This window comes from Micromonospora sp. RHAY321 (assembly GCF_023896955.1).
GTDB lineage: Bacteria > Actinomycetota > Actinomycetes > Mycobacteriales > Micromonosporaceae > Micromonospora.
This window is the reverse complement of sequence record NZ_JAMHIW010000001.1, coordinates 68,976-89,661: the sequence shown is the minus strand read 5'-3', so window position 1 is coordinate 89,661 and position 20,686 is coordinate 68,976. Positions and strand designations below refer to the sequence as shown.

Below are 20,686 nucleotides of genomic sequence, written 5' to 3'. Positions count from 1 at the left end.
CGCCGATGGTCGATGTGGCGGGGGCGGCGGCGTGACCGGCAAACTCGACCTCGATCCGGTGCTGGTGGCGCGGGCACGGGAGTTGGCGCGCCGGGCCGGACAGCCGGTGGTGGACCTGGCGCGCAGCCACACGACGGTGTCGGTGGAGCGGGCGGTGCTGCGCCTGGCCGGGGTGACCGGCGCCGACCCCGACGGCATCCCGTGGGTGAACCGGCTCGTCGACGCGGTCGTCGCGGACGTGGGGCTGGGGCACGGGGTGGCGGTGCCGGTGTTCGACGCACTGACCCGTGAGGGCATCACCGACGTGACGCTGCTGGCGCAGAAGGCCGCCGCCGGGTCGGTGCGTTTCGCCGTGCCCACCGGTCGGGCCGCCACAGCCGCCCGGTCGGCGGCGCGCAGGGCCGTCGCGGCGGGTGTTCGGCGCATCGACCGGCGGCGCGCCGAACGCGACCGGCTGATCAAGCGGCACGGGGACCCGAAGCAGCGGCCGTGGATCTACCTGATCGTGGCGACCGGGGACATCTACGAGGACATCCCGCAGGCGCAGGCGGCGGCGCGGGCGGGCGCGGACGTGATCGCCGTGATCCGGTCCACCGGGCAGTCGCTGCTGGACTACGTGCCCGAGGGCGCCACCCGGGAGGGGTTCGCCGGCACGTACGCCACGCAGGAGAACTTCCGGCTGATGCGCGCGGCGCTGGACGAGTCGTCGAAGGAGTTGGGCCGCTACGTGCGGTTGACCAACTACGCCTCCGGTCTGTGCATGCCGGAGATGGCGACCCTCGCCGGCCTGGAACGCCTCGACATGATGCTGAACGACTCGATGTACGGGATCCTGTTCCGCGACATCAACCCGATCCGCACGTTCGTCGACCAGCGGTTCTCCCGGCAGGTGCACGCCCGCGCCGGGATCATCATCAACACCGGTGAGGACAACTACCTCACCACCGCCGACGCGGTCGACGAGGCGCACACGGTGACGGTGTCGCAGCTGCTCAACGAGTTCTTCGCCCACGAGGCCGGGCTGGCGGACTGGCAGTTGGGGCTGGGGCACGCCTTCGAGATCAACCCGGAGGTCCCGGAGTCGTTCCGGTTGGAGCTGGCGCACGCGCTGCTGGCCCGGGAGTTGTTCCCCGACGCGCCGCTGAAGTGGATGCCGCCGACCAAGCACATGACCGGCGACGTGTTCCGCGGCAACCTGCTCGACGGGTTCTTCAACCTGGCGGGCACACTGACCGGGCAGGGCATCCTGCTGGTGGGCATGATGACCGAGGCGGTGGTGACGCCGTGGTTGTCCGACCGGGACATCGCCCTGCAGAACGTGCGCTACGTGCTGGGCGCGGCCGGCGGGCTGCACGAGGACTTCGTGCCGGCGCCGGGCGGGTTCATCCGGCGGCGCGCCAACCAGGTCCTCGGTGAGGCGCTGGACCTGCTGGAGCGCATCGGCGAACAGACACTGCTGACCGCCATCGCCGAGGGCACCTTCGGGATCATGAAGCGGCCGGCGGACCGTGGCAAGGGCCTGGCCGGGGTCGCCGCCCACGAGGCCGACTACTGCAACCCGGCCACCGAGATCCTGGAGGCCGCCGCGTGAGCGGGACGCAGAAGGCGATCGTGCGGCCGTACGGGGACACCACCGGCGACGGGATGGTGCAGGTGTCGTTCACCCTGCCCGTGTCGCACGACAAGCGGGCCGAGGGCGCCGCGGTGCAGTTGGCCAACCGGATGGGCATCGACCCGGCGATGGTGGTGCACGCCAAACCGATGGGCGACGGGTTCACGTTCTTCGTCGTCTACGGGAGGGTCAACCACCTGGTCGACCTCAACGCGGTGCAGGTGGTGGAGCGGGACTTCGCGCTGCTGTCGGCCAAGGACGTCAACACGGTGATCAAGCAGCGGTTGCGGCGCAAGCTGTCCGTGGTCGGTGCGTGCATCGGCACCGACGCGCACACCGTGGGCATCGACGCGATCCTCAACGTCAAGGGCATCGCGGGGGAGAAGGGCCTGGAGTACTACCGGGAGCTGAAGGTCACCAATCTGGGCGCGCAGGTCAGCGTCCCGGAGTTGGTGGAGGCCGCCCGGGCGGAGAAAGCCGACGCGGTGCTCGTGTCGCAGGTCGTCACCCAACGCGACGCGCACCTGCACAACACCCGGGAGATGTCCGCGGCGTTCCGGGAGGCGATGCCCGCCGGGCGGCGCCCGCTGCTGATCGTCGGCGGTCCCCGCTTCGACGAGACGATGACCGACGAGTTGGGCGTGGACCGGATCTTCGGTCGCGGCACCACCCCCGGCGAGGTGGCCAGCTATCTGGTGCACGCCCTGATCACGCAGCGGAAGGCGATGGCATGACCGACTCCAGGCTCGGGTTGACGGTGACGCACCGGCGGTACGTGCCGTACTCCCACGCCCACTACGCCGGCAACCTCGTCGACGGGGCGTACGCGTTGGCGTTGTTCGGTGACGTGGCCACCGAGGTGTGCATCCGCACCGACGGCGACGAGGGCCTGTTCGCCGGCTACTCCGACGTGCGGTTCACCGCGCCCATCCGCGCCGGTGACGTGCTGGAGGTGACCGCGCAGGTGTCCCGCGTGGGCACCCGCAGCCGCACCCTGGAGTTGAGCTGCGCGGTGGTGTGCCGGGGCCGCCCGGACCGCTCCGAGTCCGCCGCCGAGGTGCTCGACCCGCCGATCGTGGCGGTCACCGCGACGGGCACCGTGGTCGTTCCCGCCGCGTCGTGACCCTGGCGGTCTGCGCGGACGTCGGCTCCACGTACACCAAGGCGGCCGTGGTGGACCTGGCCGCCGGTGTGCTGGTGGGCGCGGCGTCGGCGCCCACCACGGTCGGCACCGACGTGCTGCGCGGCCTGGACGCCGCGGTCGCGGCCGCCACCGCCGGGCTCGGCGTCCGCGACGTGCCGTGGTACGTGTGCTCGTCGGCCGGTGGTGGGCTGCGGCTGGCCGTGATCGGCTACGAGCCGCTGGTCACCGCGCAGGCCGGCCGGCGGGTCGGATTGTCCGCCGGCGCGCACGTGGTGCACGTGGCCGCCGGTCGGCTCGGCGCGGCGGACCTGGCGGCGCTGCGGGCGGCCCGACCGGACGTGGTGCTGCTCGTCGGCGGCACCGACGGCGGTGACGCCGAGACGATCGCCCACAACGCGACGCGGCTGGCCCGGGCCCGCTGGCGGGTGCCGGTGGTCCTCGCCGGCAACGGCGAGACACGCGCGGAGCTGACCGCGCTGCTGGAGGCCGCCGGGGTGCCGGTGACGGCCGCGGACAACGTGCTGCCCCGCATCGGGGTGCTCGCGCCCGCGTCGGCGCGCGCGGCGATCCGGGCGGTGTTCCTGCGTCACGTCATCGGCGGCAAACGGCTGTCGCGGGGCACCCGGTTCGCGCGGCTGGTCCGCGCGGCCACCCCCGACGCGGTGCTCACCGGCGTGGAGGTGCTCGCCGACACCATCGGCGGGGACCTCGCCGTGGTCGACGTGGGTGGGGCCACCACCGACGTGTACTCGGTGCTCACCCCCGACGAGCGGGCCACCGGCCCGGGCCGGGAGGTCGCCGGCAGCCTGTGGCGGGCCCGCACCGTGGAGGGGGACCTGGGCATGCGGTGGAGCGCCCCCGGGGTCGTCCGCGCCGCCGCCGAGGAACGACTGCTCGCCCCCGCCGAGCAGGACGACCTGGCCGCCGCCGCGGCACGACGCGCCGCCGACCCGGCGTTCCTGGCCGCCGACCACGCCGAGCGGGCCGTGGACGCCCGCATCGCCACCCTCGCGGCGACGGTGGCGCTGCGCCGGCACGCCCGTGGCGCCGCCACCGGGGAACGCGCCGGCCGGGACCTGCGCGACGTGCGACTGATGGTCGGCTCCGGAGGGGTGCTGCGGCACGCCCCGGCGGGCACGGCGGGACAGGTGCTGGCGGCGGTCCTCGGCGACCACGCCGGGGGGTGGGCGCTGCCGCGCGACGCCCGCGCCGCCGTGGACGTCGACTACGTGCTGGCCGCCGGTGGGCTGCTCGCCGAGGAGCACCGGGCGGCCGCGAGCGCTCTGCTGCGCCACCACCTGACCACGCATTGAGACACGCCGACCCGACACGCCGTGTCGCAACACACGACAGGCCGGGGGCGGGTTGACAGGAGGCGGGGTGCAACACGTACCGTCTTTGAGTCCTACCACGGGAAGCGGCTGTTGTTCGCTTCGTCCCTTCGTCCGCTGGCCGAGCGACATGTTTCAGCATCATCGTCGCGGCGGCCAGGTCCAGCGGGCGGGGGTCGGCGGGGCGGCGCGAACCGGTCGCGGTTACCGGTGTACGGGCAGGGTGAGGTGCACGGCCAGTAGACAACGGCCCGGCGGGGGCAGCCAGTCCGCGTCCGGTCGGTCCGAAGGTCGGCGTGCCTCGTCCTCGCCGCACCGGCCGGGGAGGGCCTGGGAGCATCGGGGCGCGGCGCGAGCCGCGCCCCGATTTCATGTCCGCCGGGTGGTTCGTCCCCGGTGGCCCGATGCGGCCGCCACCCCCGCAGGCCAGGTAGCCTTCGCCCCGTGATCGAGGGGAAGCTGCCGTGACGACACTGGACCGGGATGAGACCCACACCCCGGCGGTGCCGCCTGAGCCGACGGTTGCCGACCGGCCACTGCCGCTGAGGGTGGCCGTGCCGATGGCGGTGGCCGCCGGCCTGGCCCTGCTGGTGGCGTTCCCGCCGTACGGGCTGTGGCCGCTCGCGCCGGTCGGTGTGGCGCTGCTCGCCGCCGCCGCGCACCGACGGCGGCTGCGCGCCGGCGCCGGACTGGGCTTCCTCACCGGGCTGGCGCTGTTCGGGCCGCTGCTGGCCTGGACCAACCTGCACACCGGCTACCTGCCGTGGGTGCTGCTGTCGCTGCTGCAGGCCGGCTACCTGGCGCTGCTCGGCGTGGCCACGGCCTGGGTGTCGCCGCTGGCCGACCGCAGCCGGTGGGCGTGGCCGGTGCTGACCGGGCTGCTCTGGGTGGGCCAGGAGGCGCTGCGCGACCGCACCCCGTTCGGGGGGTTCCCGTGGGGACGGCTGGCGTTCAGCCAGGACTCCTCCCCACTGCTGCGCCTGGCCTCGCTGGGCGGCGCCCCGCTGGTCACCTTCGCGGTCGCCCTCGTCGGCGGGCTGCTCGTCACCGCCGCGTGGCGTGGCTGGACCGCCGCCCGGGAAACACCCGCGGAGGCGCCACCGGCGCGACGGTGGCTGCCGGTGGCCGTGCCGGCCGCCGCCGCGGTGGCGCTGAGCGCGGGAGGTCTGCTGGTGCCCGTCGCCGCCGCCGGTGACGGCGCCGAGGTGACCGTGGCGATCGTGCAGGGCAACGTGCCGCGCCTCGGGCTGGACTTCAACGCCCAGCGGCAGGCGGTGCTCAACAACCACGTCGACGCCACCCTGGAGCTGGCCGCCCGGGTCGCCACCGGCGCGCAGCGCCAACCCGACCTGGTGGTGTGGCCGGAGAACTCCAGCGACATCGACCCGCTGCGCAACCCCACCGCCGGCGCCCGCATCTCCCAGGCCGCCGACGCCGTCCGCGCGCCGATCCTGGTCGGCGCGGTGCTGCTCGGCCCCGGCGCCGGTCAGGTCCGCAACGCGGGCGTCCTGTGGCAGCCCGGCACCGGCCCGGACCTGACCCAGCTGTACGCCAAGCGGCACCCCGTGCCGTTCGCCGAGTACGTGCCCCTGCGCAACGTGGCCCGCATGGTCAGCGACAAGGTCGACCTGATCCGGTCGGACTTCGTGGCCGGCAGCACCCCGGGCGTGGTACGCACCGGCCGGATGGTCCTCGGCGACGTCATCTGCTTCGAGGTCGCCTACGACGAGGTGGTCCGCGACACCGTCACCGGCGACGCGCAACTGCTCGTCGTGCAGACCAACAACGCGACGTTCAACGTGGCCGAGGCCCGCCAGCAGATGGCCATGGTGCGGCTGCGGGCGGTCGAGCACGGCCGGCCGGCGTTGATGGCCTCCACGGTCGGGGTGTCCGGGTTCGTCGCCCCCGACGGCCGGGTAAGCGACGCCACCGGGTTCAACACCCGGGAGGTCGTGGTGCGGCAGCTGCGGCTCGACGGCGGAACCACCCTCGCCACCCGGCTCGGCTGGTGGCCGGAGGTGGCGCTCGCCGGGCTGGCGGCGGCCGCGCTGGTCGGCGCGGCGACGCTGCGCCGGCGGCAGAGGGTCATGCCCGGATAGCAGCAGCCGGTACGCCGGCGGAAGCGGAGGAACCGTGATCCAGGCGACCGATACGATCCGGCGTCCGGGCGGCGTGCCCGGGGTGGGTCGGGTGCTGGTGGTGATCCCCACCTACAACGAGGCCGACAACGTCGCCGCGATCGTGGCCCGGGTCCGCCGGGCGGCCCCCGCGGTGGAGATCCTGATCGCCGACGACAACAGCCCCGACGGCACCGGCGCGATCGCCGACGACCTGGCCGGCGCCGACGCGCACGTGCAGGTGCTGCACCGGGAGGGCAAGCAGGGCCTCGGTGCGGCGTACCTGGCGGGGTTCGGTTGGGCCCGCGAGCGCGGCTACCACGCGGTGGTGGAGATGGACGCCGACGGCTCGCACGCCCCGGAGGACCTGCCGGCGCTGCTGGAGGCCGCCCGCGACGCCGACGTGGTCATCGGGTCGCGGTGGACCAGGGGCGCGCAGCTGGTGAACTGGCCGCTGCGGCGGCTACTGCTGTCGCGCTGCGGCAACCTGTACGCGCGCCTGGCCCTGGGCATGCCGGTCTCGGACGCCACCGGCGGCTACCGCGTGTACAAGGTCAGCGCCCTGGACGCCATCGACCTGGAGTCGGTGTGCTCCCAGGGCTACTCGTTCCAGGTGGAGCTGTCCCGGCTGGCGCACCGGGCCGGGGTGCGGATCGTCGAGGTGCCGATCACCTTCGCCGAACGGGAACGTGGGGACAGCAAGATGAGCCCCCGGATCGTGGCCGAGGCCCTGTGGCGGATCACCACCTGGGGAGTGCAGGACCGGCGGCAGGCGCTGCGCCGGAGCCTGAACGGCACCCCCACCGGTCAGGTGCGGTGGCCGTGAGCGTGGCCGTGTCATGCTGGAAGGGCGGTACTTGTCCGGGTGCCGCGGATTGGCGATGAGGTGAGATGCGCCGAGGACTGAGGTTCGTGCCGTTGGCCCTGTTGCTGGCGGTGGTGCTGGAGCTGGCCGTGTTCGTGCTGGTGGGGCGCGCGCTGGGGTTCGGCACGGCGGTGCTGCTGGTGTTCGCCGCCTCACTGCTCGGGCTGGTGCTGCTGCGCCGCGAGGGCATGCGCGCCTGGCGTGGTTTCCGCTCCGCCGCTCAGGCGGGGCAGCCCCCGGGCCGGCAGGTGACCGACGGGCTGGTCGGGTTGGGCGGTGCGCTGCTGCTGGCGGTGCCCGGTCTGGTCAGCGGTCTGGTGGGCCTGCTGCTGCTGGTGCCGCCGCTGCGCCGGTTGGCGCGCGCCGGTGTGCAACGCACCACCGAGCGGCGGGTGTCGTCGATGGTCGCCGGTGACCTGTTCGGCCCCCGCACCGTGCGGGTGCGCCAGGGTGCGCCGCAACCGCCGCCGCGTCCCGCCCCGGAGCAACCGGTGGTGGTCGACGGCGGCCGGGCCATCGAGGGCGAGATCGTCGAGCCTGGCCGCAACTGACCGCAGGACACCACGGCGCCCCCGGGGAAACCCCGGGGGCGCCGTGTCGTGCGTGGTGCGGCTCAGGCGCGGCCGCGGCGGGTACGAACCTCCTGGAGCCGCTCAGCGAGGATGTCCTCGAGCTCGGCGATGGAGCGCCGCTCCAGCAGCATGTCCCAGTGGGTACGCGGCGGCTTGGCCTTCTTCTGCTCCGGCTCGTTGCCGTCGACGAGTCGAGCGACGCTGCCGTCGAACTTGCACTCCCAGGTCGTCGGGACCTCGGCGTCGACGGCGAACGGCACCTCGAACTGGTGGCCCTTGGCGCAGAGGTACTCGCGGGTCTGACGCGGCGCGAGCTCGGTGTTGCGGTCGGATTCATAGCTGACCGCGCCCAGGCGGCTTCCGCGCAGCATACGCTCGCCCATGATCGACTTCCCCTCGTTCGTGGTGCTGGTCTTCTGGGTGTAACGGTGCGTTCCCGCCCAGCCATTCCCGCCCGAGGGCGTGAGGCGTCCACGGGTGGGCCGCGACCAAGGGTAGCCGGCCAGGACGGTCACTCCACCAGGTGATCCCCGGGCGGGTCGTGACGGTGCAGCGTTTCCGCCGCCACCGGGGATGTTAACCGCCCGAATGCGGCGCAGGTTGCGGTGGCGATCACCCCACGCCGCGTGGGCTCACACCACCGGGGTCGCCGGCAGCGGCAGCGGCAGCCCCGGCAGGCCGTCGATGCTGCGCGCCACGTGCTCCTTCTTGGTGAAGTACTCGCTCAGCGACGCGTCGTCCTCCCGGGCGAAGCGCTTGCCGTGCAGATCGCGGTCCGCGTCGTAGGTCATCAACGGCACGGCGTAGCCGCAGGTGTCCCGGATCAGCTCGGCGTGCACCACGACGATCGCGCGCAGCCCGTGCTGGCTGGTGTCGACGTCCGGGAAGTGACCGATCAGCCCGGCCCACCGCGGGTCGTCGCGGAAGACCACCGCACCGCGCCCGTGCACCCGGACGATGTTCGGTGGGCCCTCGAAGGCGCACCACATCAGCGTGATCCGGCCGTTCTCCCGCAGGTGGGCCACCGTCTCGGCGTTGGAGCCAGCGAAATCCAGGTAGGCCACCGTCTGCTCGTCGAGGACCGCCCACGACCCGCGCAGGCCCTTGGGGGAGAGGTTGATGGTGCCGTCACCGGCCAGCGGCGCGGTGGCGGTGAAGAACATCGGCTGGGCTTCGATGAAGGTCCGCAGCCGGCCTTCGATGCGCTCGTATGTCTTTCCCACCCGCCCATCATCGCCCGGTCGTGGCGCGCACCGGGCACCCGCCGTCGGCTCATCCCACCGCGCTGTCCGCGCCGGCGGCCGGCGGCTGCGGGGCGGGGCCCAGCCGGGCCAGCGCCAGGGCCAAGTCGCTGACCTGGTCGCCGAGCTGCGCCACCCGCCGCTGGGCCAGGTCGCGGTCGGTCTCGGCGGCCTCCAGCCGTACCGTCAGGGCGGTGAGCCGGCCCTCGGCGGTGGCCGCGGCCTGCCGGGCGGCGCCCACCTCGGCGGCGAGCGCGTCGCGTTGGGCGACCGTGGCGGCCAGCTCGGCGCGCAGCTGCGCCGCCAGCTCGGCGGCCTCCTGCCGCGCGTCGTCGGCCTCCCGGGCGGCGACCTGCGCGCGGTCGCGAGCCCGGTCTGCCTGCTCCCGCGCCCGGACCGCGTCGGCGGCCTCGGTGCGGGTCCGCGCGGCGTCGGCGCGGGCCTGCTCGATCTGGCGCCGTACGTCCTGCACCTCGCCCTGCCACCGGTGCGCCCGTTCGGTCGCCTCGGCGGCGGCCCGGGTGGCCCGCTCGGCGTCGGCGCGCAGCGCGTCGCGCTCGACGCTCAGGTCGGCGATCCGCTGCCGGTCGGTGTCCCGTTGCGCGCCCAGGTCCCGCAGCTCGTGTCGCGCCTGGTCGCGGTCCCGCTCGGCCTGAGCCCGCAACGCCTCGGCCGCGCTGGCGTCGTGGCGTGCCTGGTCGCGCGCGGCCTCGGCGTGCTGGGCCCGCTCCTGCGCCGCGGCGGCCTGCTGCACGGCCGCCTCGGCGCTCCGCCGGGCGTCCTCGGCGTCGACCCGCGCCGCACGGGCCTGCTCGCGGGCCCGCGCCGCGTCGGCCGCGGCGTCCTCCGCGTCACCGCGGGCCTCGTCGCGTTCGGTCTGCGCCGCCGCGACCTCGGTGGCCGCCTCGGCGCGGGCCTGGGCCAGCTGCCGCTGCACACCCACCGGGGACAGCTCGGCGTGCAGGGACTCGGTGAGCGTCTCGACGATCTGGTCGAGCCGGTCCACCACCTCCCAGGTGCGCGCCACCTGCCCGGGCAGGCCCGGGGCGTTGCGGTGGCGCATCCGGCTGTTGCGGGAGGCGCGCTGGCAGGCGCCGTCGTTGTCCCGGCAGTAGCGAAACGGTCGACCCGCGCCGACGCGCTGCGGCACCGGCTGTCCACAGTGGGCGCACGGGCGGGTCTCGGCGGAGGTGGGCTGGGCGTCCATCGAGGGCGAAGTCTAGTGCCGGGCGACCGGCGGCGTCGCCGTGCCGTCAGCTGGCCGCCCGCGCGGTCGCGTCCAGGGTGTAGCGGCGTTGCAGCAGCAGCGCGACGAGCATCGCCACGGCGGGCAGCAGCCCGAACCCGTAGCGGACCGCCGCGAGCGCCGCATCCGGCTGGACCGGCGTCTGACCGGCGGTCGAGGCCACGAACCCGCCGACGGTCAGGCACAGGGCGTACGCGTATGGGCCGAGGGCCGCACCGGTGGCCTCGGTGGCCGTCCACACGCCGGTGTAGGTGCCGGCGCCGGCCGCGCCGGCAGCGCGGATCACGTCGGGCAGCATCGAGAACGGCAGCAGCTGCATGCCGGCGAACGCCACCCCGAGCACCGCCACCGCGCCGACCAGCACCGGCAGGCCGGCCGGTCGGCCCACCGCCAGCACCAGCGAGCCGACGGCGAACGCGCCCTGCGCGCCGAGCAGCGCCCGCTGCTTGCCGACACGGCGGGCCAGCACCAGCCAGGCCGGGGTGACCAGTAGGGCCGGTGCGACGAACGCGGCCACCAGGACCGTGGTCAGGCCGGGGTCACGCAGCTCGTACTCGGCGTAGTAGGGCACCCCGGCCAGCACCAGGTGGGTGGTGGTGGACATGGCCAGGTAGGCGGCGACCAGCCAGCGGAACTGCCGGTCGCGCAGGGCGGTGCGCAACGCCCGCCACCCGCCGTGCCCGCCGGGACCGGTCGCCGCCGCCGAGCCGCGCAGCCGGGCGATGCCCACGACCCCGACCAGCATGGCGAGGGCCATCCCCACGGCCAGCACCACGCCCATCCGCTGGTAGCCGCCGCGGGTCGCGGCGTCGCCGCCGGTCAGCAGTGGGGCCAGCAGCCCGGAGACGAGGATGCCCAGGGTCAGCACGACCATCCGGAACGCCATCAGCCGGGTGCGTTCGTGGTAGCCGATGCGCAGGTCGGCCGGGGTGGCCAGGTAGGGCACCTGGTAGGCGGCGAAGAGCAGGTTGCCGGCGACGAAGAACACCGCCACCCACGCGGCGGCCGGCGCGCCGGTCAGCCCGCCGGGCACCGCGAACAGCGCGGCGAACGCGAGCGGCAGGGCGCAGCCGAGCAGCAGCAGTCGTCGCCGGTCGCCGCGGCGGGTCTGCTCGAGGTCCGCGCGGTGCCCGACCCACGGGTGCAGCAGCACGTCGGCGACCTTCGGCAGCAGCAGCGCCAGACCGGCCAGCCACGGCCCGACGGCCAGCACGTCGGTGAGGAAGTACAGCAGCAGCAGGCCGGGCACGGTCACCCAGACGCCCATGCCGAGCGAGCCGGCGGCGAAGCCGGCCAGCGGGCCGCGGGGCAGTGTTTCGTCGGTGGCGGCGGCGGGCCGCCGGTCGAGCCCGGTCATCGCCGTGTCCTCTCCGGGCATCAGCCCGCCAATCCAACGGTTGCTGGATTCTAGGGGCAGAATGGCGGCCATGACCATGCCCCGACGCCGCCCGGGTCGGCCCCGGCGGGACGAGACCCGCCAGACCCGCGAGGTGGTGCTCACCGCGGCCACCGCGCTCTTCGCCGAGCGCGGCTTCGACGCCGTCGGGCTGCGGGAGGTCGCCGCCGCCGCCGGCGTGGACGTCGCCACGGTCGCCCACCACACCGGTACGAAGGCCGCGCTCTACGACGCCTGCTTCGCGCGGGTCTTCGCCGCCGAGCGGGAGGTCCTGACGAAGGCGGCCGAGCAGGCGCACTCGGCCCTCGACGCGGGGCCCGACGCGGCGCGGCGCGCCCTGCACGACCTGGTCGACGTCTTCGTGGATTTCCTGGAGGACCGGCCGGAGACCACGGCGCTGTGGCTGCGGCGCTGGCTGGAGCCACAGCGGCACGCCGAGCTCGACCAGCGTTACGCCGAGCCGCTGTACCGGCTGGTGACGGAGCTGCTCACCGCCGCGGCGGCGGCCGGCGCGCTGGTCGAACCGATTCCGCACATCACCGTCCGGAGCCTGGTCTGGGCGGCGCACGGGCACGTGGTGGCGCTGGCGGCGGGTGCGCCGGGCGCCCGGGAGCGGCGCGAGTTCCGCACGTTCGTGCACCGCTTCCTGGACGGCCTGTACGGACCGCCGGCCCCTTGACGGGTCGCCCGCGCCCGACGATTATCCATCGGACGTTGGATTAAATGGGGGCAGCGATGGGCGCACGACCCAGGGTGGCGGTGATCGGCGCCGGAGCCGCCGGGCTCGCCGCCGTCAAGGCACTGCGCGACGCCGGTGTGCCGGCGGTCTGCTTCGAGGCCACCGACCAGGTCGGCGGCCTCTGGGTGTACGGCGCGCCCGACTCACCGGCGTACCGGACGCTGCACCTGAACACCAGCCGCGGCCGCACCCAGTTCGCCGACCACCCGATGCCCGCCGACTGGCCCGACTACCCCGACCACCGGCGCATCGCCGGATACCTGGCCGACTACGCCGACCGCTTCGGACTGCGCGACACCATCCGCCTGCGCCACACCGTCGAGCGGGTCACCCGGGAACCGGCGGGCACCTGGACCGTGCGGGCGAGCGGACCCGACGGCCCGGTCGAGGTCACCGTCGAGGCCGTCGTGGTCGCCAACGGCCACAACCGCGTGCCCCGGCTGCCCGACCCGCCGTACCCCGGCGCGAGCACCGCCGAGCAGCTGCACAGCCACGACTACCGGGGCCCGGAGCAACTGGCCGGCAAGCGGGTCCTGGTCGTCGGGGGCGGCAACTCCGCGATGGACATCGCGGTGGACGCCTCCCACGCGGCCTCCCGCACGCTGCTGTCGCTGCGCCGAGGCGTGTGGGTCGTCCCGAAATACCTGCTGGGCCGCCCCTCGGACACGCTCAACGGGGCGTTGGCCCGCCGGCTGCCGTGGCGACTGCGCCAACGCATCACCCAGGCCATGCTCGCCACCGCCGTCGGCAGTCCCACCCGGTACGGGCTGCCCGCGCCGACCCACGGCTTCCTGCAGGACCATCCGACGCTCTCCGACGGGTTGCTGTCCCGGCTGACCCACGGCGACATCGAGGCCCGTCCCGGCGTCGCCGCCCTCGACGGCGACCGGGTGGAGTTCACCGACGGCCGCAGCGACCCGGTCGATCTGATCATCTGGTGCACCGGCTACCGGGTGGAGATCCCGTTCCTGGATCCGGCGCTGCTGGGCGGGGGTGCGGACACCCTGCCGCTGTACCGGCACGTGTTCCACCCCGACGCGCCCGGCCTGGCGTTCGTCGGGCTGATGCAGTCCACCGGATCGGCGTTTCCTCTGGTGGAGGCGCAGGCCAAACTGATCGCCGCGCAGCTCGCCGGCCGGTACGCGCTGCCCGAGGCGCAGCGGCAGCGGGCCGCCTGCCGGGCCGAACTGCGAGCGGCGACCGCCCGTTGGGGTCAACGCCGCCCGGCGATGCGGGTGGACTTCGACGCGTACCTGGCCGAGCTGACCCGGGAGCTGGCAGCCGGCAGCCGCCGCGCCCGCACGGCCTCGCTGCTTGGAGCGGGGCAGTGAGGAACCGGACGGCGACCGGGCTGGCCGGCCGCCGGGTGCTGGTGACCGGGGCCAGCGGCACGTTCGGCCGTCACCTCGGCGCCGCGCTGACCGCCGCCGGCGCCCGGGTCGTCGGGCTGGACCTGCACGCGCGCCCCGACGACGACCTGCCGGTGCTCGGCTGCGACCTGACCGACCCGACCGCCGTGCCGACGACCGTCCGCGCCGCCGTCGAGCGGCTCGGCGGGCTGGACCTGCTGGTCAACAACGCCGGGGTCGGTGGCCCCGCCCCGGCGGAGCTGCCGCCCGACGAGACGGTCCGCCGGCAGCTCGAGGTGAACCTGCTCGCCGCGTGGCGGACCACCGCCGCGGCACTGCCTCCGCTGATCGCCGCACGGGGACGGGTGATCTTCGTGGCCAGCCGGATGGCGGTGCTGCCGCTGCCGCTCGCCGCCGCGTACGGGGTCAGCAAGCGGGCACTGGTCGCCTACGCCGACGCGCTGCGCCACGAGGTGGGCACCCACGTCGGCGTGAGCGTCGTCTACCCGAGCATGGTGGCCTCACCGATCCACGACAGCACCGCCGAGGCCGGCCTGTCCCTGCGCGGGGTGTCCCGGCCGGAGCCCGTCAAGGGCGTGGTCGCGGCGATCCTGCGCGCCGCCGCCGCCCGACGGGCACCCCGGGACGTGGCGACCACGACGCGCGGGCGGGTCGAGTTGGCCGTCGGCCGGCACGCGCCCGGGCTGGCTGACCGGCTGGTCCGTCGTACCCTCGCCGCCCGGCTGGCCGCCGGGGACCTCGACGCCGCGCCGCTGGCCGCCGGGATGCTGCGGCGGCACCGCGAACCGGGCCGCTGAACCACCGCGGCGGCTCAGGGAGTGGCGACCGCGGCGCGGGAGCGGTCGGTGGCGATCCGGACGGCCAGCGCGGCCAGCGCGGTGCCGGTCACCCAGCGCTGCACCCGCAGCCACAGCGGCCGGCGGGCGAAGAAGCCGGCGAGGGAGCCGGCGGTGAGCACGATCAGCGCGTTCACGGTCAGCGCGACGGTTATCTGGGTCAGGCCGAGCAGCAGGCTCTGCGCCGCCAGGTGCCCCCGCGCCGGGTCGATGAACTGCGGCAGCAGTGAGACGTAGAGGATGGCGATCTTCGGGTTCAGCAGGTTGGTGACCAGGCCCATGGTGAACAGCCGTCGAGGCCGGTCCGGCGGCAGCGGCGCGGGGCTGAACGGGCTCTGCCCACCCGGGCGCAGCGTCCGCCAGGCCAGCCACAGCAGGTAGCCGGCCCCGGCCAGCTTCACCACCGCGTACAGCGTCGGCACCAGGACGAAGACGGCGGCCAGGCCGGCGACCGCCGCGGCCAGGTAGACGCCGAAGCCGGCGGCCACCCCGAGCAGCGAGATCATCCCGGCGCGGCGGCCCTGCGCCACCGAGCGGGAGATCAGGTAGACCATGTTCGGGCCGGGCGTCAGCACCAGCCCCAGCGCGACCAGCGTGATGCCCAGCAGTGCACCCGTACCCACCATGACGCCCCGTTTCACCGATACCCCCACCGACCGTAGGCCGGAGGAGGATCCCGGCACAGGGCCACCTGCCAGGTCGTGGCCTGCCGCCGGAAGCGGTCGTCCGGTCCGAAACCACCCTCTCGACCGAGCCCGGGAATGGTCACCGGCCCGACCGCGCTGTCTCCTTGCGGTGCGCGTTGCCCGCCGGAGGCGGCGCGTTACGGTGGCCAGGGAGGTGCCGCAGAGTGACCGAGGCGTGGGACGCGGCCGTCGAGGCGCAGATCCGGGGAGCCGTGCAACGCGGCGAGTTCGACAACCTGCCCGGCATGGGCAAGCCGATCCCCGGCAAAGGGACGCCGTACGACGAGTCGTGGTGGATCAAGAGCTTCCTGGAGCGCGAGGCGCTGCCCAGCGACCTGCTGCTGCCGACCCCGCTGCAACTGCGCCGGCGCATCGAGCAGGTCCCCGACGAGGTCCGCGACCTGCCCACCGAGCAGTCCGTACGCGACTTCGTGGGGCAGCTGAACGCGCAGATCGTGGCCTGGCTGCGCAACCCCGAGGGGCCTCGGGTGGTGGTGCGTCCGGTGAACGCCGACGAGGTGGTCCGCGGCTGGCGCGCCGAGCGCGACCGGCGCGAGGCCCACACGCCGGCCACCGAGCCGGCGACCGTCGCCGCACCGGCCCGCCGGCCCCGCCGCGGCTGGTGGCTGCGCTGGCGCCGCCGGGGCTGACCCCCGCGGCGGCGACGGCGACGGCAGACTGTGCGGATGGTCATCGAGTCGAGGGCGTCGGCCACCTCTCCCGCACTCGTCCTGCGCCGCTGGTGCGCGGACGACCTGGACGCGCTGCTGGCGGCATACCGGGATCCGGTGCTGCGCCGGTGGACCCGGGTCCCCGCGACCACCGCCGCCGAGGGTCGGCAGTGGCTGGATCGGGTACGGGACGACTGGGACGACGGCAGTCGGTACAGCTTCGCCGTCCTCGAGGACGGCGCGGACGGTCCACGGCTCGTGGCGAACGTGGTGCTCAAGGGCGCCGCTCCCGACCGGCCGGCAGCCGAGGTGGGCTACTGGACGGCGTCGTGGGCGCGCGGCCGGGGGATCGCACCACGGGCGGTCACCATGGTCAGTCGGTGGGCGTTCGACCGGTTCGAAGCGCTGGAGCGCCTCGACCTGCTGCACCAGGTGGACAACGTCGCGTCCTGCCGAGTGGCGCAGAAGAGCGGCTACCTGTTCCAGGAGGTGTTGCCGGCGCGGCCGCCCTTCCCCCTCGACGGTCACCGGCACACGCTCACCGCCCCCTGACGCGGGAACGGCTCAGTCCACCGCCGCCCGCCAGTTCCAGGACGTGCGCCGTGCCCGACCCGGCAGCTCGCCGCGACCGGTCATCCAGAGCAGCACGTCGGCTGCGTCGCCGTCCGGGGCGTCCGGGAAGAGTCGCCGCATCACCAGCGCGCTCAGCCGCTGCGGCGGCTGCCACGGCACGCCGAGACCGAGGGTGATGTCGTGGGTGTGCAGCAGGGTCTCGGCCACCCCCATCGCCGCGAAGCCGGCCGGGTCGCAGGGACCGAAGTGCCAGGCCCGTGCGTCCGGCGCGGCGGCGTCGACGGCGGCGGCGAGCAGGCCGGCGCAGGCACGCAGCACGGTGAGCACCTGCGCCGGGCTCGCGTCGGGGGAGACCCGCAGGTCGTACGGCAGGTAGCCGTCATCCGGGCGGCCGGTGACCTGGCCGGCGTACGCGAGGAGGTCGTGCGCGACGTGCGCCGCTGTGGTCCAGCAGCTCCAGGTCAGCGTGCCGGCCGGCACCGACCAGTCGCGCTCCCGGTGTGGGTGCAGCACCCGGATCGTCTCGTCGGCCGCCTGAAGCAGGTCGGCGCCGGTCACCGCTGACATCCGTCGACCCTCGCAGTTGGTGCTCCGACGGCGCAACCGGGATCGTCACCCAGCCGCGGCGGGATGCGAGTCGAGGCGGTGTGTCGAGCCCGCCGCCAGCGCCTGGTCGACATGCTGGATGCCCGCACGAACCAGGTCGCCGTACTGGTCGGCCGGCAGGTCCTCGGCGAGGCTGCGAGCGGTGGCCAGGTGCGCCCGGGCACGGGTGGTGTGACCCAGTCGTCGGTGCACGTCGGCGAGGTTCAGGTGCAGCGACGGGAGGAAGCCCCGCACCTGAAGCGCGTGGTGGTGCTGCCGGGCGCGTTCGTCGGTGAGGTCGGCGACCGCGGCCAACGCGCGTTCGTCCCACACCAGCTCGGCCTCGGCGGTGTCCTGCAGGTCGGCGAGGTAGTGGGCCAGGGTGCAGCGGTGCAGGGCGTCACCGGTGGGGCCGATCTCGTCCCACAGTGTGCTGAGCAACTCGCGGGCCTGGACCGGTGTACCGGATTGGCCGAGCTGCACCGCTTCGATGATGCGCGTCATGGTCGGGTCGGGTGTCGGCTGGTCGTCCATGTCGCCGATGCTCGGGCCTCAACCCGGTCGAGGGTCAAACTGCTGACGCCCGCCCCGGACGAACGGCTCAACTCCGCGCCGGTGACCACCCGTTGGCGACGAGTCGGGACGCGTCGGCGCCTTCGCCGGAGAAGAGCACACCGTCGCGGTCCTGGGCGACGACCCGGTCGACGTAGACGCCACGCCCCTGGCCGGAGCCGTCGGTGCTGCTGCTCCACCGCAGGTGCGTGGCCTGGTCGGGCAGCGACACCGAGACCTGCCACCACACGCGGCCTCCGTAGCCGGTGACCGTGCCGTCGGAGGTCCACCGGTGTCCGCCGTCGCGCAGCCGCATGGGCGCGGTGGCCCAGGTCTGCCCGCCGTCGGTGGAGACCTCGAACCGCGCGCTGTCGTAGCGGGGCTCGGTGTCGTACCAGAGCAGGAAGCTCGCCGTCGCGTCCCGCGCGGGCCGGCGCAGCGGCGCCGTGAGAGTGCTCGTCTTGGAGTCGCGTGGGTCGGCCCGCCAGGCGCTGGCCGAGCGCGGCCGCACCGGCATCGCCTCGGCCAGGTCGCGGGCGACGGCACGGCGGGCCACGTTGTTGCTGCCCCAGCCGCGGTCGGGGTGCACCCGGTTGCTGAGCATGATGACGAACGAGTGGGAGAGCGGGTCGACGACGATCGACGTTCCGGTGAAGCCGGTGTGCCCGAAGGCCACCGGCGAGGAGAGCCCCATCATGTACCAGTGCTTGTTCAGCTCGAAGCCGAGCCCGCGGTCGCTCTCCGGGTACGCCGACTCCAGTGGCGCGTTGTGGTTGACCAGCATCGCCCGCACCGTGTCCGGCCGCAGGATCCGCCGACCGTGGTATTCGCCGCCGTTGAGCAGCGACTGGCAGAGGACGGCCAGGTCGGCCGCCGTGGAGAAGACCCCGGCGTGCCCGGCCACCCCGCCGAGCGACCAGGCGTTCTCGTCGTGCACCTCACCCCAGACCATGCCCCGCCCGGCGTACGGCTGGTATTCGGTCGCGGCGATCCGTGACCGCTGCTCCGGGCCCGGGTTGTAGCCGGTGTCGGTCATGCCCAGCGGCCGGGTCACGCCGTCGCGGACCAGCTCCGCCAGCGGCCGTCCGGTCACCCGCTCCACCAGCACGCCCAGCGCGATCAGCCCCAGGTCGGAGTAGACGTACTGCGAACCGGGTGTCGCACCCGCCGACAGGGGTGTGGCGAGCGCGGCGGCGAACCGCTGTTCCGGCGTCGGGTACCTGCTCCACAGCGCCGTGAACGCGGGCAGACCCGAGGTGTGGGTGAGCAGCATCCGGACGGTGACGGTCGCCTTGCCGCCGGCCGCGAACTCCGGGACGTACCGGGCGACCGGCGCGTCCAGCTCCACCCGCCCCCGCTCCACCTGCTGCATGGTGACGATCGTGGTGAACAGCTTCGACACCGACGCCAGGTCGAAGATGGTGTCGGGCCGGGTCGCGATCTGCTGGTCGGCGGGGAGTTCCACGCCGACCAGGCCGGGCGGTGGCCCTACAGACGCGTACTTGACGGCGCTGCCCACGGCGGCGTGCTGGACGACCACGCCGTCCTTGGCGGCCAGCACCACCGCGCCCGAGTACGCCGGGTATCCGGGATGGTCCGGTGTCGGCTGCAGATACGCCGCCAGGTCGGTGGGCAGGCGATCCACCTGGTCGGGGAGCAGCCCGACCTGGCGGGCCGTGCCGCGGCGCAGCGTGTCGTGCCGGAAGTGGATGTCGGCGGGAGTGACGGTCGGCGGCCCGGACGGGGGTGCCGCGGCAGCCGCGGCGGTGGCCGGCAGCGTCGTGGTCAGGGCCGCCAGGGCCAGGGCGAGCGCGAGTGGGCGGAGCGGACGGCGGGTCGACCTGGTCATGACCGCACTCCTCAGTAGAGCAGGTAGGGCCGGCGTCGCCGGTTGAAGGTGGCCAGCTCGTCGGCCCAGGCGCCGACGACGTCGTCCACGTCGGCTCCGGCGTCGATCTGGGTACGCAGCCGCGGCGAGCCGGTGAGCTTGTCGATCCAGTACGGGCGCACGGTGTCCCACGAGTCCTGCCGCCAGGCGAACGCCGGGTACTTGTGCGCCTCCACGAGCATCGCCACGCCGGTCCGGATCGGGTCGTACGCGGCCGCGTCGACGACCTTGACCTCCACGCCGGCGCAGAGCTTGTTGAGCAGGGCCGGCTTCTGGCCGGCGGAGGTCGGCGAGAAGTACGCCTCGCGGAACTCCACTCCGGGCAGGTTCCGGGCGTTGAGCCGGTCGCCCCAGTGGTGGTCGAAGTCGGTCGCCAGCCCGCCGATCAGCTCGAACGGTCGGCACGTGCCGCGCCCCTCGGTGATCGATGCGACGCCTTCGAACAGGCCGGTGCCCGGGTAGACCAGCGCGGTGTCCGGGGTGGGCATGTTGGGGCTGGGCATCACCCAGGGCACGCCGGTGTCGGCGGCGAGGTCGTCGCGCTTCCAGTGCCGGCACCGCACCACGTGCAGGTCGACCGGCCGGCCCGCCTCGACCGGCAGGAACGTCGCGTTGAAGAAGCGGGCCAGCTCCCCGACGGTCATCCCGTGCTGCTGGATGATCTCCTTCAGGCCCACCCCCGAGGTGTACGGCGTGGTCATCATCGGCCCGTAGGCCCGCCCGCCGATCGGGTTGGGCCGGTCCAGCACGACGTAGCGTTTCCCGACCCGGGCGGCGGCGACCATCGACGTGTACATCGTCCAGATGTAGGTGTAGAAGCGGACCCCCACGTCCTGGATGTCGAAGACCACCGTGTCCACACCGGCCTCGGTGAACATGGCTTCCCACCGGGCCAGCGAGGCGCCGTACGCGTCGTACACGGGGATGCCGGTGCGGGCGTCGGTGCCGGTGCCCTCGCTGCCGCCGGCCTGCGCGGAGCCGCGGAAGCCGTGCTCGGGGCCGAACGCCGCGACCAGTTGCACCCGACCCGAGCCGTGCATCAGGTCGACGAGGTGCCGGTAGGACGCGTCGACGCCGGTCGGGTTGGAGACGACACCCACCCGCTGGCCGGCGAGTTCGGCGAACCCGGAGGACACCAGCTCGTCCAGGCCGGTGCGGACCTGACGGCCACGGGAGTTGGCTGCCGCCGGTCCGACACCGAGCGCCGTCGCTCCCAGCGCGCCCGTACCGACCGCGCCGGCCAGGAAATTCCTCCGCTGCAT

The 20,686-nt window shown here is 74.4% G+C and carries 21 protein-coding genes; 12 read left to right on the top strand and 9 right to left on the bottom strand.

The window, feature by feature from the left end; all coding sequences use genetic code 11:
• The first annotated feature begins 31 nt into the window (after window positions 1-31).
• From M8C17_RS00485 to M8C17_RS00455, 7 genes are all read left to right on the top strand, one after another.
• Window positions 32-1,591, top strand: a complete 1,560-nt coding sequence (locus tag M8C17_RS00485; protein ID WP_252414115.1) for a lysine 5,6-aminomutase subunit alpha — start codon at window positions 32-34, stop codon at window positions 1,589-1,591.
• Window positions 1,588-2,346, top strand: coding sequence for an OAM dimerization domain-containing protein (locus tag M8C17_RS00480; RefSeq protein WP_308209329.1), 759 nt, complete (start codon window positions 1,588-1,590; stop codon window positions 2,344-2,346). Before M8C17_RS00485 ends, M8C17_RS00480 begins: the two co-directional genes overlap by 4 nt.
• Window positions 2,343-2,735 (top strand): hotdog domain-containing protein, encoded by a 393-nt coding sequence (locus M8C17_RS00475; RefSeq protein WP_252414114.1) that lies wholly within the window; start codon window positions 2,343-2,345, stop codon window positions 2,733-2,735. The genes M8C17_RS00480 and M8C17_RS00475 overlap by 4 nt, the downstream gene beginning before the upstream one ends.
• The gene (locus tag M8C17_RS00470) at window positions 2,732-4,069 is read left to right on the top strand and encodes a glutamate mutase L (RefSeq protein WP_252414113.1); all 1,338 of its coding nucleotides are present in this window, start codon (window positions 2,732-2,734) and stop codon (window positions 4,067-4,069) included. Before M8C17_RS00475 ends, M8C17_RS00470 begins: the two co-directional genes overlap by 4 nt.
• A gap of 482 nt (window positions 4,070-4,551) precedes the next feature.
• Window positions 4,552-6,186 carry an apolipoprotein N-acyltransferase gene (gene lnt, locus M8C17_RS00465; protein WP_374556560.1) on the top strand — a complete coding sequence of 545 codons (1,635 nt, stop codon included), beginning with the start codon at window positions 4,552-4,554 and terminating at the stop codon, window positions 6,184-6,186.
• Between the two features lie 34 nt (window positions 6,187-6,220).
• Window positions 6,221-7,030, top strand: coding sequence for a polyprenol monophosphomannose synthase (locus tag M8C17_RS00460; RefSeq protein ID WP_252414112.1), 810 nt, complete (start codon window positions 6,221-6,223; stop codon window positions 7,028-7,030).
• 65 nt (window positions 7,031-7,095) lie between these two features.
• Window positions 7,096-7,620, top strand: coding sequence for an FxsA family protein (locus M8C17_RS00455; RefSeq protein WP_252414111.1), 525 nt, complete (start codon window positions 7,096-7,098; stop codon window positions 7,618-7,620).
• Window positions 7,621-7,682: 62 nt separating this feature from the next.
• Here M8C17_RS00455 and M8C17_RS00450 read toward each other — a convergent pair whose 3' ends face one another.
• From M8C17_RS00450 to M8C17_RS00435, 4 genes are all read right to left on the bottom strand, one after another.
• Window positions 7,683-8,024, bottom strand: coding sequence for an RNA polymerase-binding protein RbpA (locus tag M8C17_RS00450; protein ID WP_007460094.1), 342 nt, complete (start codon window positions 8,022-8,024; stop codon window positions 7,683-7,685).
• A 249-nt stretch (window positions 8,025-8,273) separates the two neighbouring features.
• Complete coding sequence (locus M8C17_RS00445) at window positions 8,274-8,864, bottom strand: pyridoxamine 5'-phosphate oxidase family protein (protein ID WP_252414110.1); 591 nt, start codon at window positions 8,862-8,864, stop codon at window positions 8,274-8,276.
• A gap of 49 nt (window positions 8,865-8,913) precedes the next feature.
• Window positions 8,914-10,089: a hypothetical protein gene (locus tag M8C17_RS00440; RefSeq protein WP_252414109.1), complete on the bottom strand. Its 1,176-nt coding sequence runs from the start codon at window positions 10,087-10,089 to the stop codon at window positions 8,914-8,916.
• A 46-nt stretch (window positions 10,090-10,135) separates the two neighbouring features.
• Window positions 10,136-11,485, bottom strand: coding sequence for an MFS transporter (locus tag M8C17_RS00435; protein ID WP_252414108.1), 1,350 nt, complete (start codon window positions 11,483-11,485; stop codon window positions 10,136-10,138).
• A gap of 70 nt (window positions 11,486-11,555) precedes the next feature.
• Between M8C17_RS00435 and M8C17_RS00430 the strand changes: the two genes are divergently transcribed.
• The 3 genes from M8C17_RS00430 to M8C17_RS00420 are packed head-to-tail and all read left to right on the top strand — an operon-like array spanning window position 11,556 to window position 14,430.
• Window positions 11,556-12,203, top strand: a complete 648-nt coding sequence (locus M8C17_RS00430) for a TetR/AcrR family transcriptional regulator (protein WP_252414107.1) — start codon at window positions 11,556-11,558, stop codon at window positions 12,201-12,203.
• 56 nt (window positions 12,204-12,259) lie between these two features.
• Window positions 12,260-13,594 carry an NAD(P)/FAD-dependent oxidoreductase gene (locus M8C17_RS00425; protein ID WP_252414106.1) on the top strand — a complete coding sequence of 445 codons (1,335 nt, stop codon included), beginning with the start codon at window positions 12,260-12,262 and terminating at the stop codon, window positions 13,592-13,594.
• Complete coding sequence (locus tag M8C17_RS00420) at window positions 13,591-14,430, top strand: SDR family oxidoreductase (RefSeq protein WP_252414105.1); 840 nt, start codon at window positions 13,591-13,593, stop codon at window positions 14,428-14,430. The genes M8C17_RS00425 and M8C17_RS00420 overlap by 4 nt, the downstream gene beginning before the upstream one ends.
• Before the next feature lie 14 nt (window positions 14,431-14,444).
• Here M8C17_RS00420 and M8C17_RS00415 read toward each other — a convergent pair whose 3' ends face one another.
• The gene (locus M8C17_RS00415; protein ID WP_252414104.1) at window positions 14,445-15,095 is read right to left on the bottom strand and encodes a LysE family translocator; all 651 of its coding nucleotides are present in this window, start codon (window positions 15,093-15,095) and stop codon (window positions 14,445-14,447) included.
• A gap of 224 nt (window positions 15,096-15,319) precedes the next feature.
• Here M8C17_RS00415 and M8C17_RS00410 point away from each other — a divergent pair, with 224 nt between their 5' ends.
• Window positions 15,320-15,805: a DUF1992 domain-containing protein gene (locus M8C17_RS00410; protein WP_252414103.1), complete on the top strand. Its 486-nt coding sequence runs from the start codon at window positions 15,320-15,322 to the stop codon at window positions 15,803-15,805.
• A 36-nt stretch (window positions 15,806-15,841) separates the two neighbouring features.
• On the top strand, window positions 15,842-16,378 hold the full coding sequence (locus tag M8C17_RS00405) for a GNAT family N-acetyltransferase (protein WP_252414102.1): 537 nt from the start codon (window positions 15,842-15,844) through the stop codon (window positions 16,376-16,378).
• A gap of 12 nt (window positions 16,379-16,390) precedes the next feature.
• Here M8C17_RS00405 and M8C17_RS00400 read toward each other — a convergent pair whose 3' ends face one another.
• From M8C17_RS00400 to M8C17_RS00385, 4 genes are all read right to left on the bottom strand, one after another.
• Complete coding sequence (locus tag M8C17_RS00400; RefSeq protein WP_252414101.1) at window positions 16,391-16,966, bottom strand: maleylpyruvate isomerase N-terminal domain-containing protein; 576 nt, start codon at window positions 16,964-16,966, stop codon at window positions 16,391-16,393.
• A 45-nt stretch (window positions 16,967-17,011) separates the two neighbouring features.
• Window positions 17,012-17,518 carry a hypothetical protein gene (locus M8C17_RS00395; RefSeq protein WP_252414100.1) on the bottom strand — a complete coding sequence of 169 codons (507 nt, stop codon included), beginning with the start codon at window positions 17,516-17,518 and terminating at the stop codon, window positions 17,012-17,014.
• 67 nt (window positions 17,519-17,585) lie between these two features.
• Window positions 17,586-19,385, bottom strand: a complete 1,800-nt coding sequence (locus tag M8C17_RS00390; protein WP_252414099.1) for a serine hydrolase — start codon at window positions 19,383-19,385, stop codon at window positions 17,586-17,588.
• Between the two features lie 11 nt (window positions 19,386-19,396).
• Window positions 19,397-20,686, bottom strand: a complete 1,290-nt coding sequence (locus M8C17_RS00385) for an exo-beta-N-acetylmuramidase NamZ domain-containing protein (RefSeq protein WP_252414098.1) — start codon at window positions 20,684-20,686, stop codon at window positions 19,397-19,399.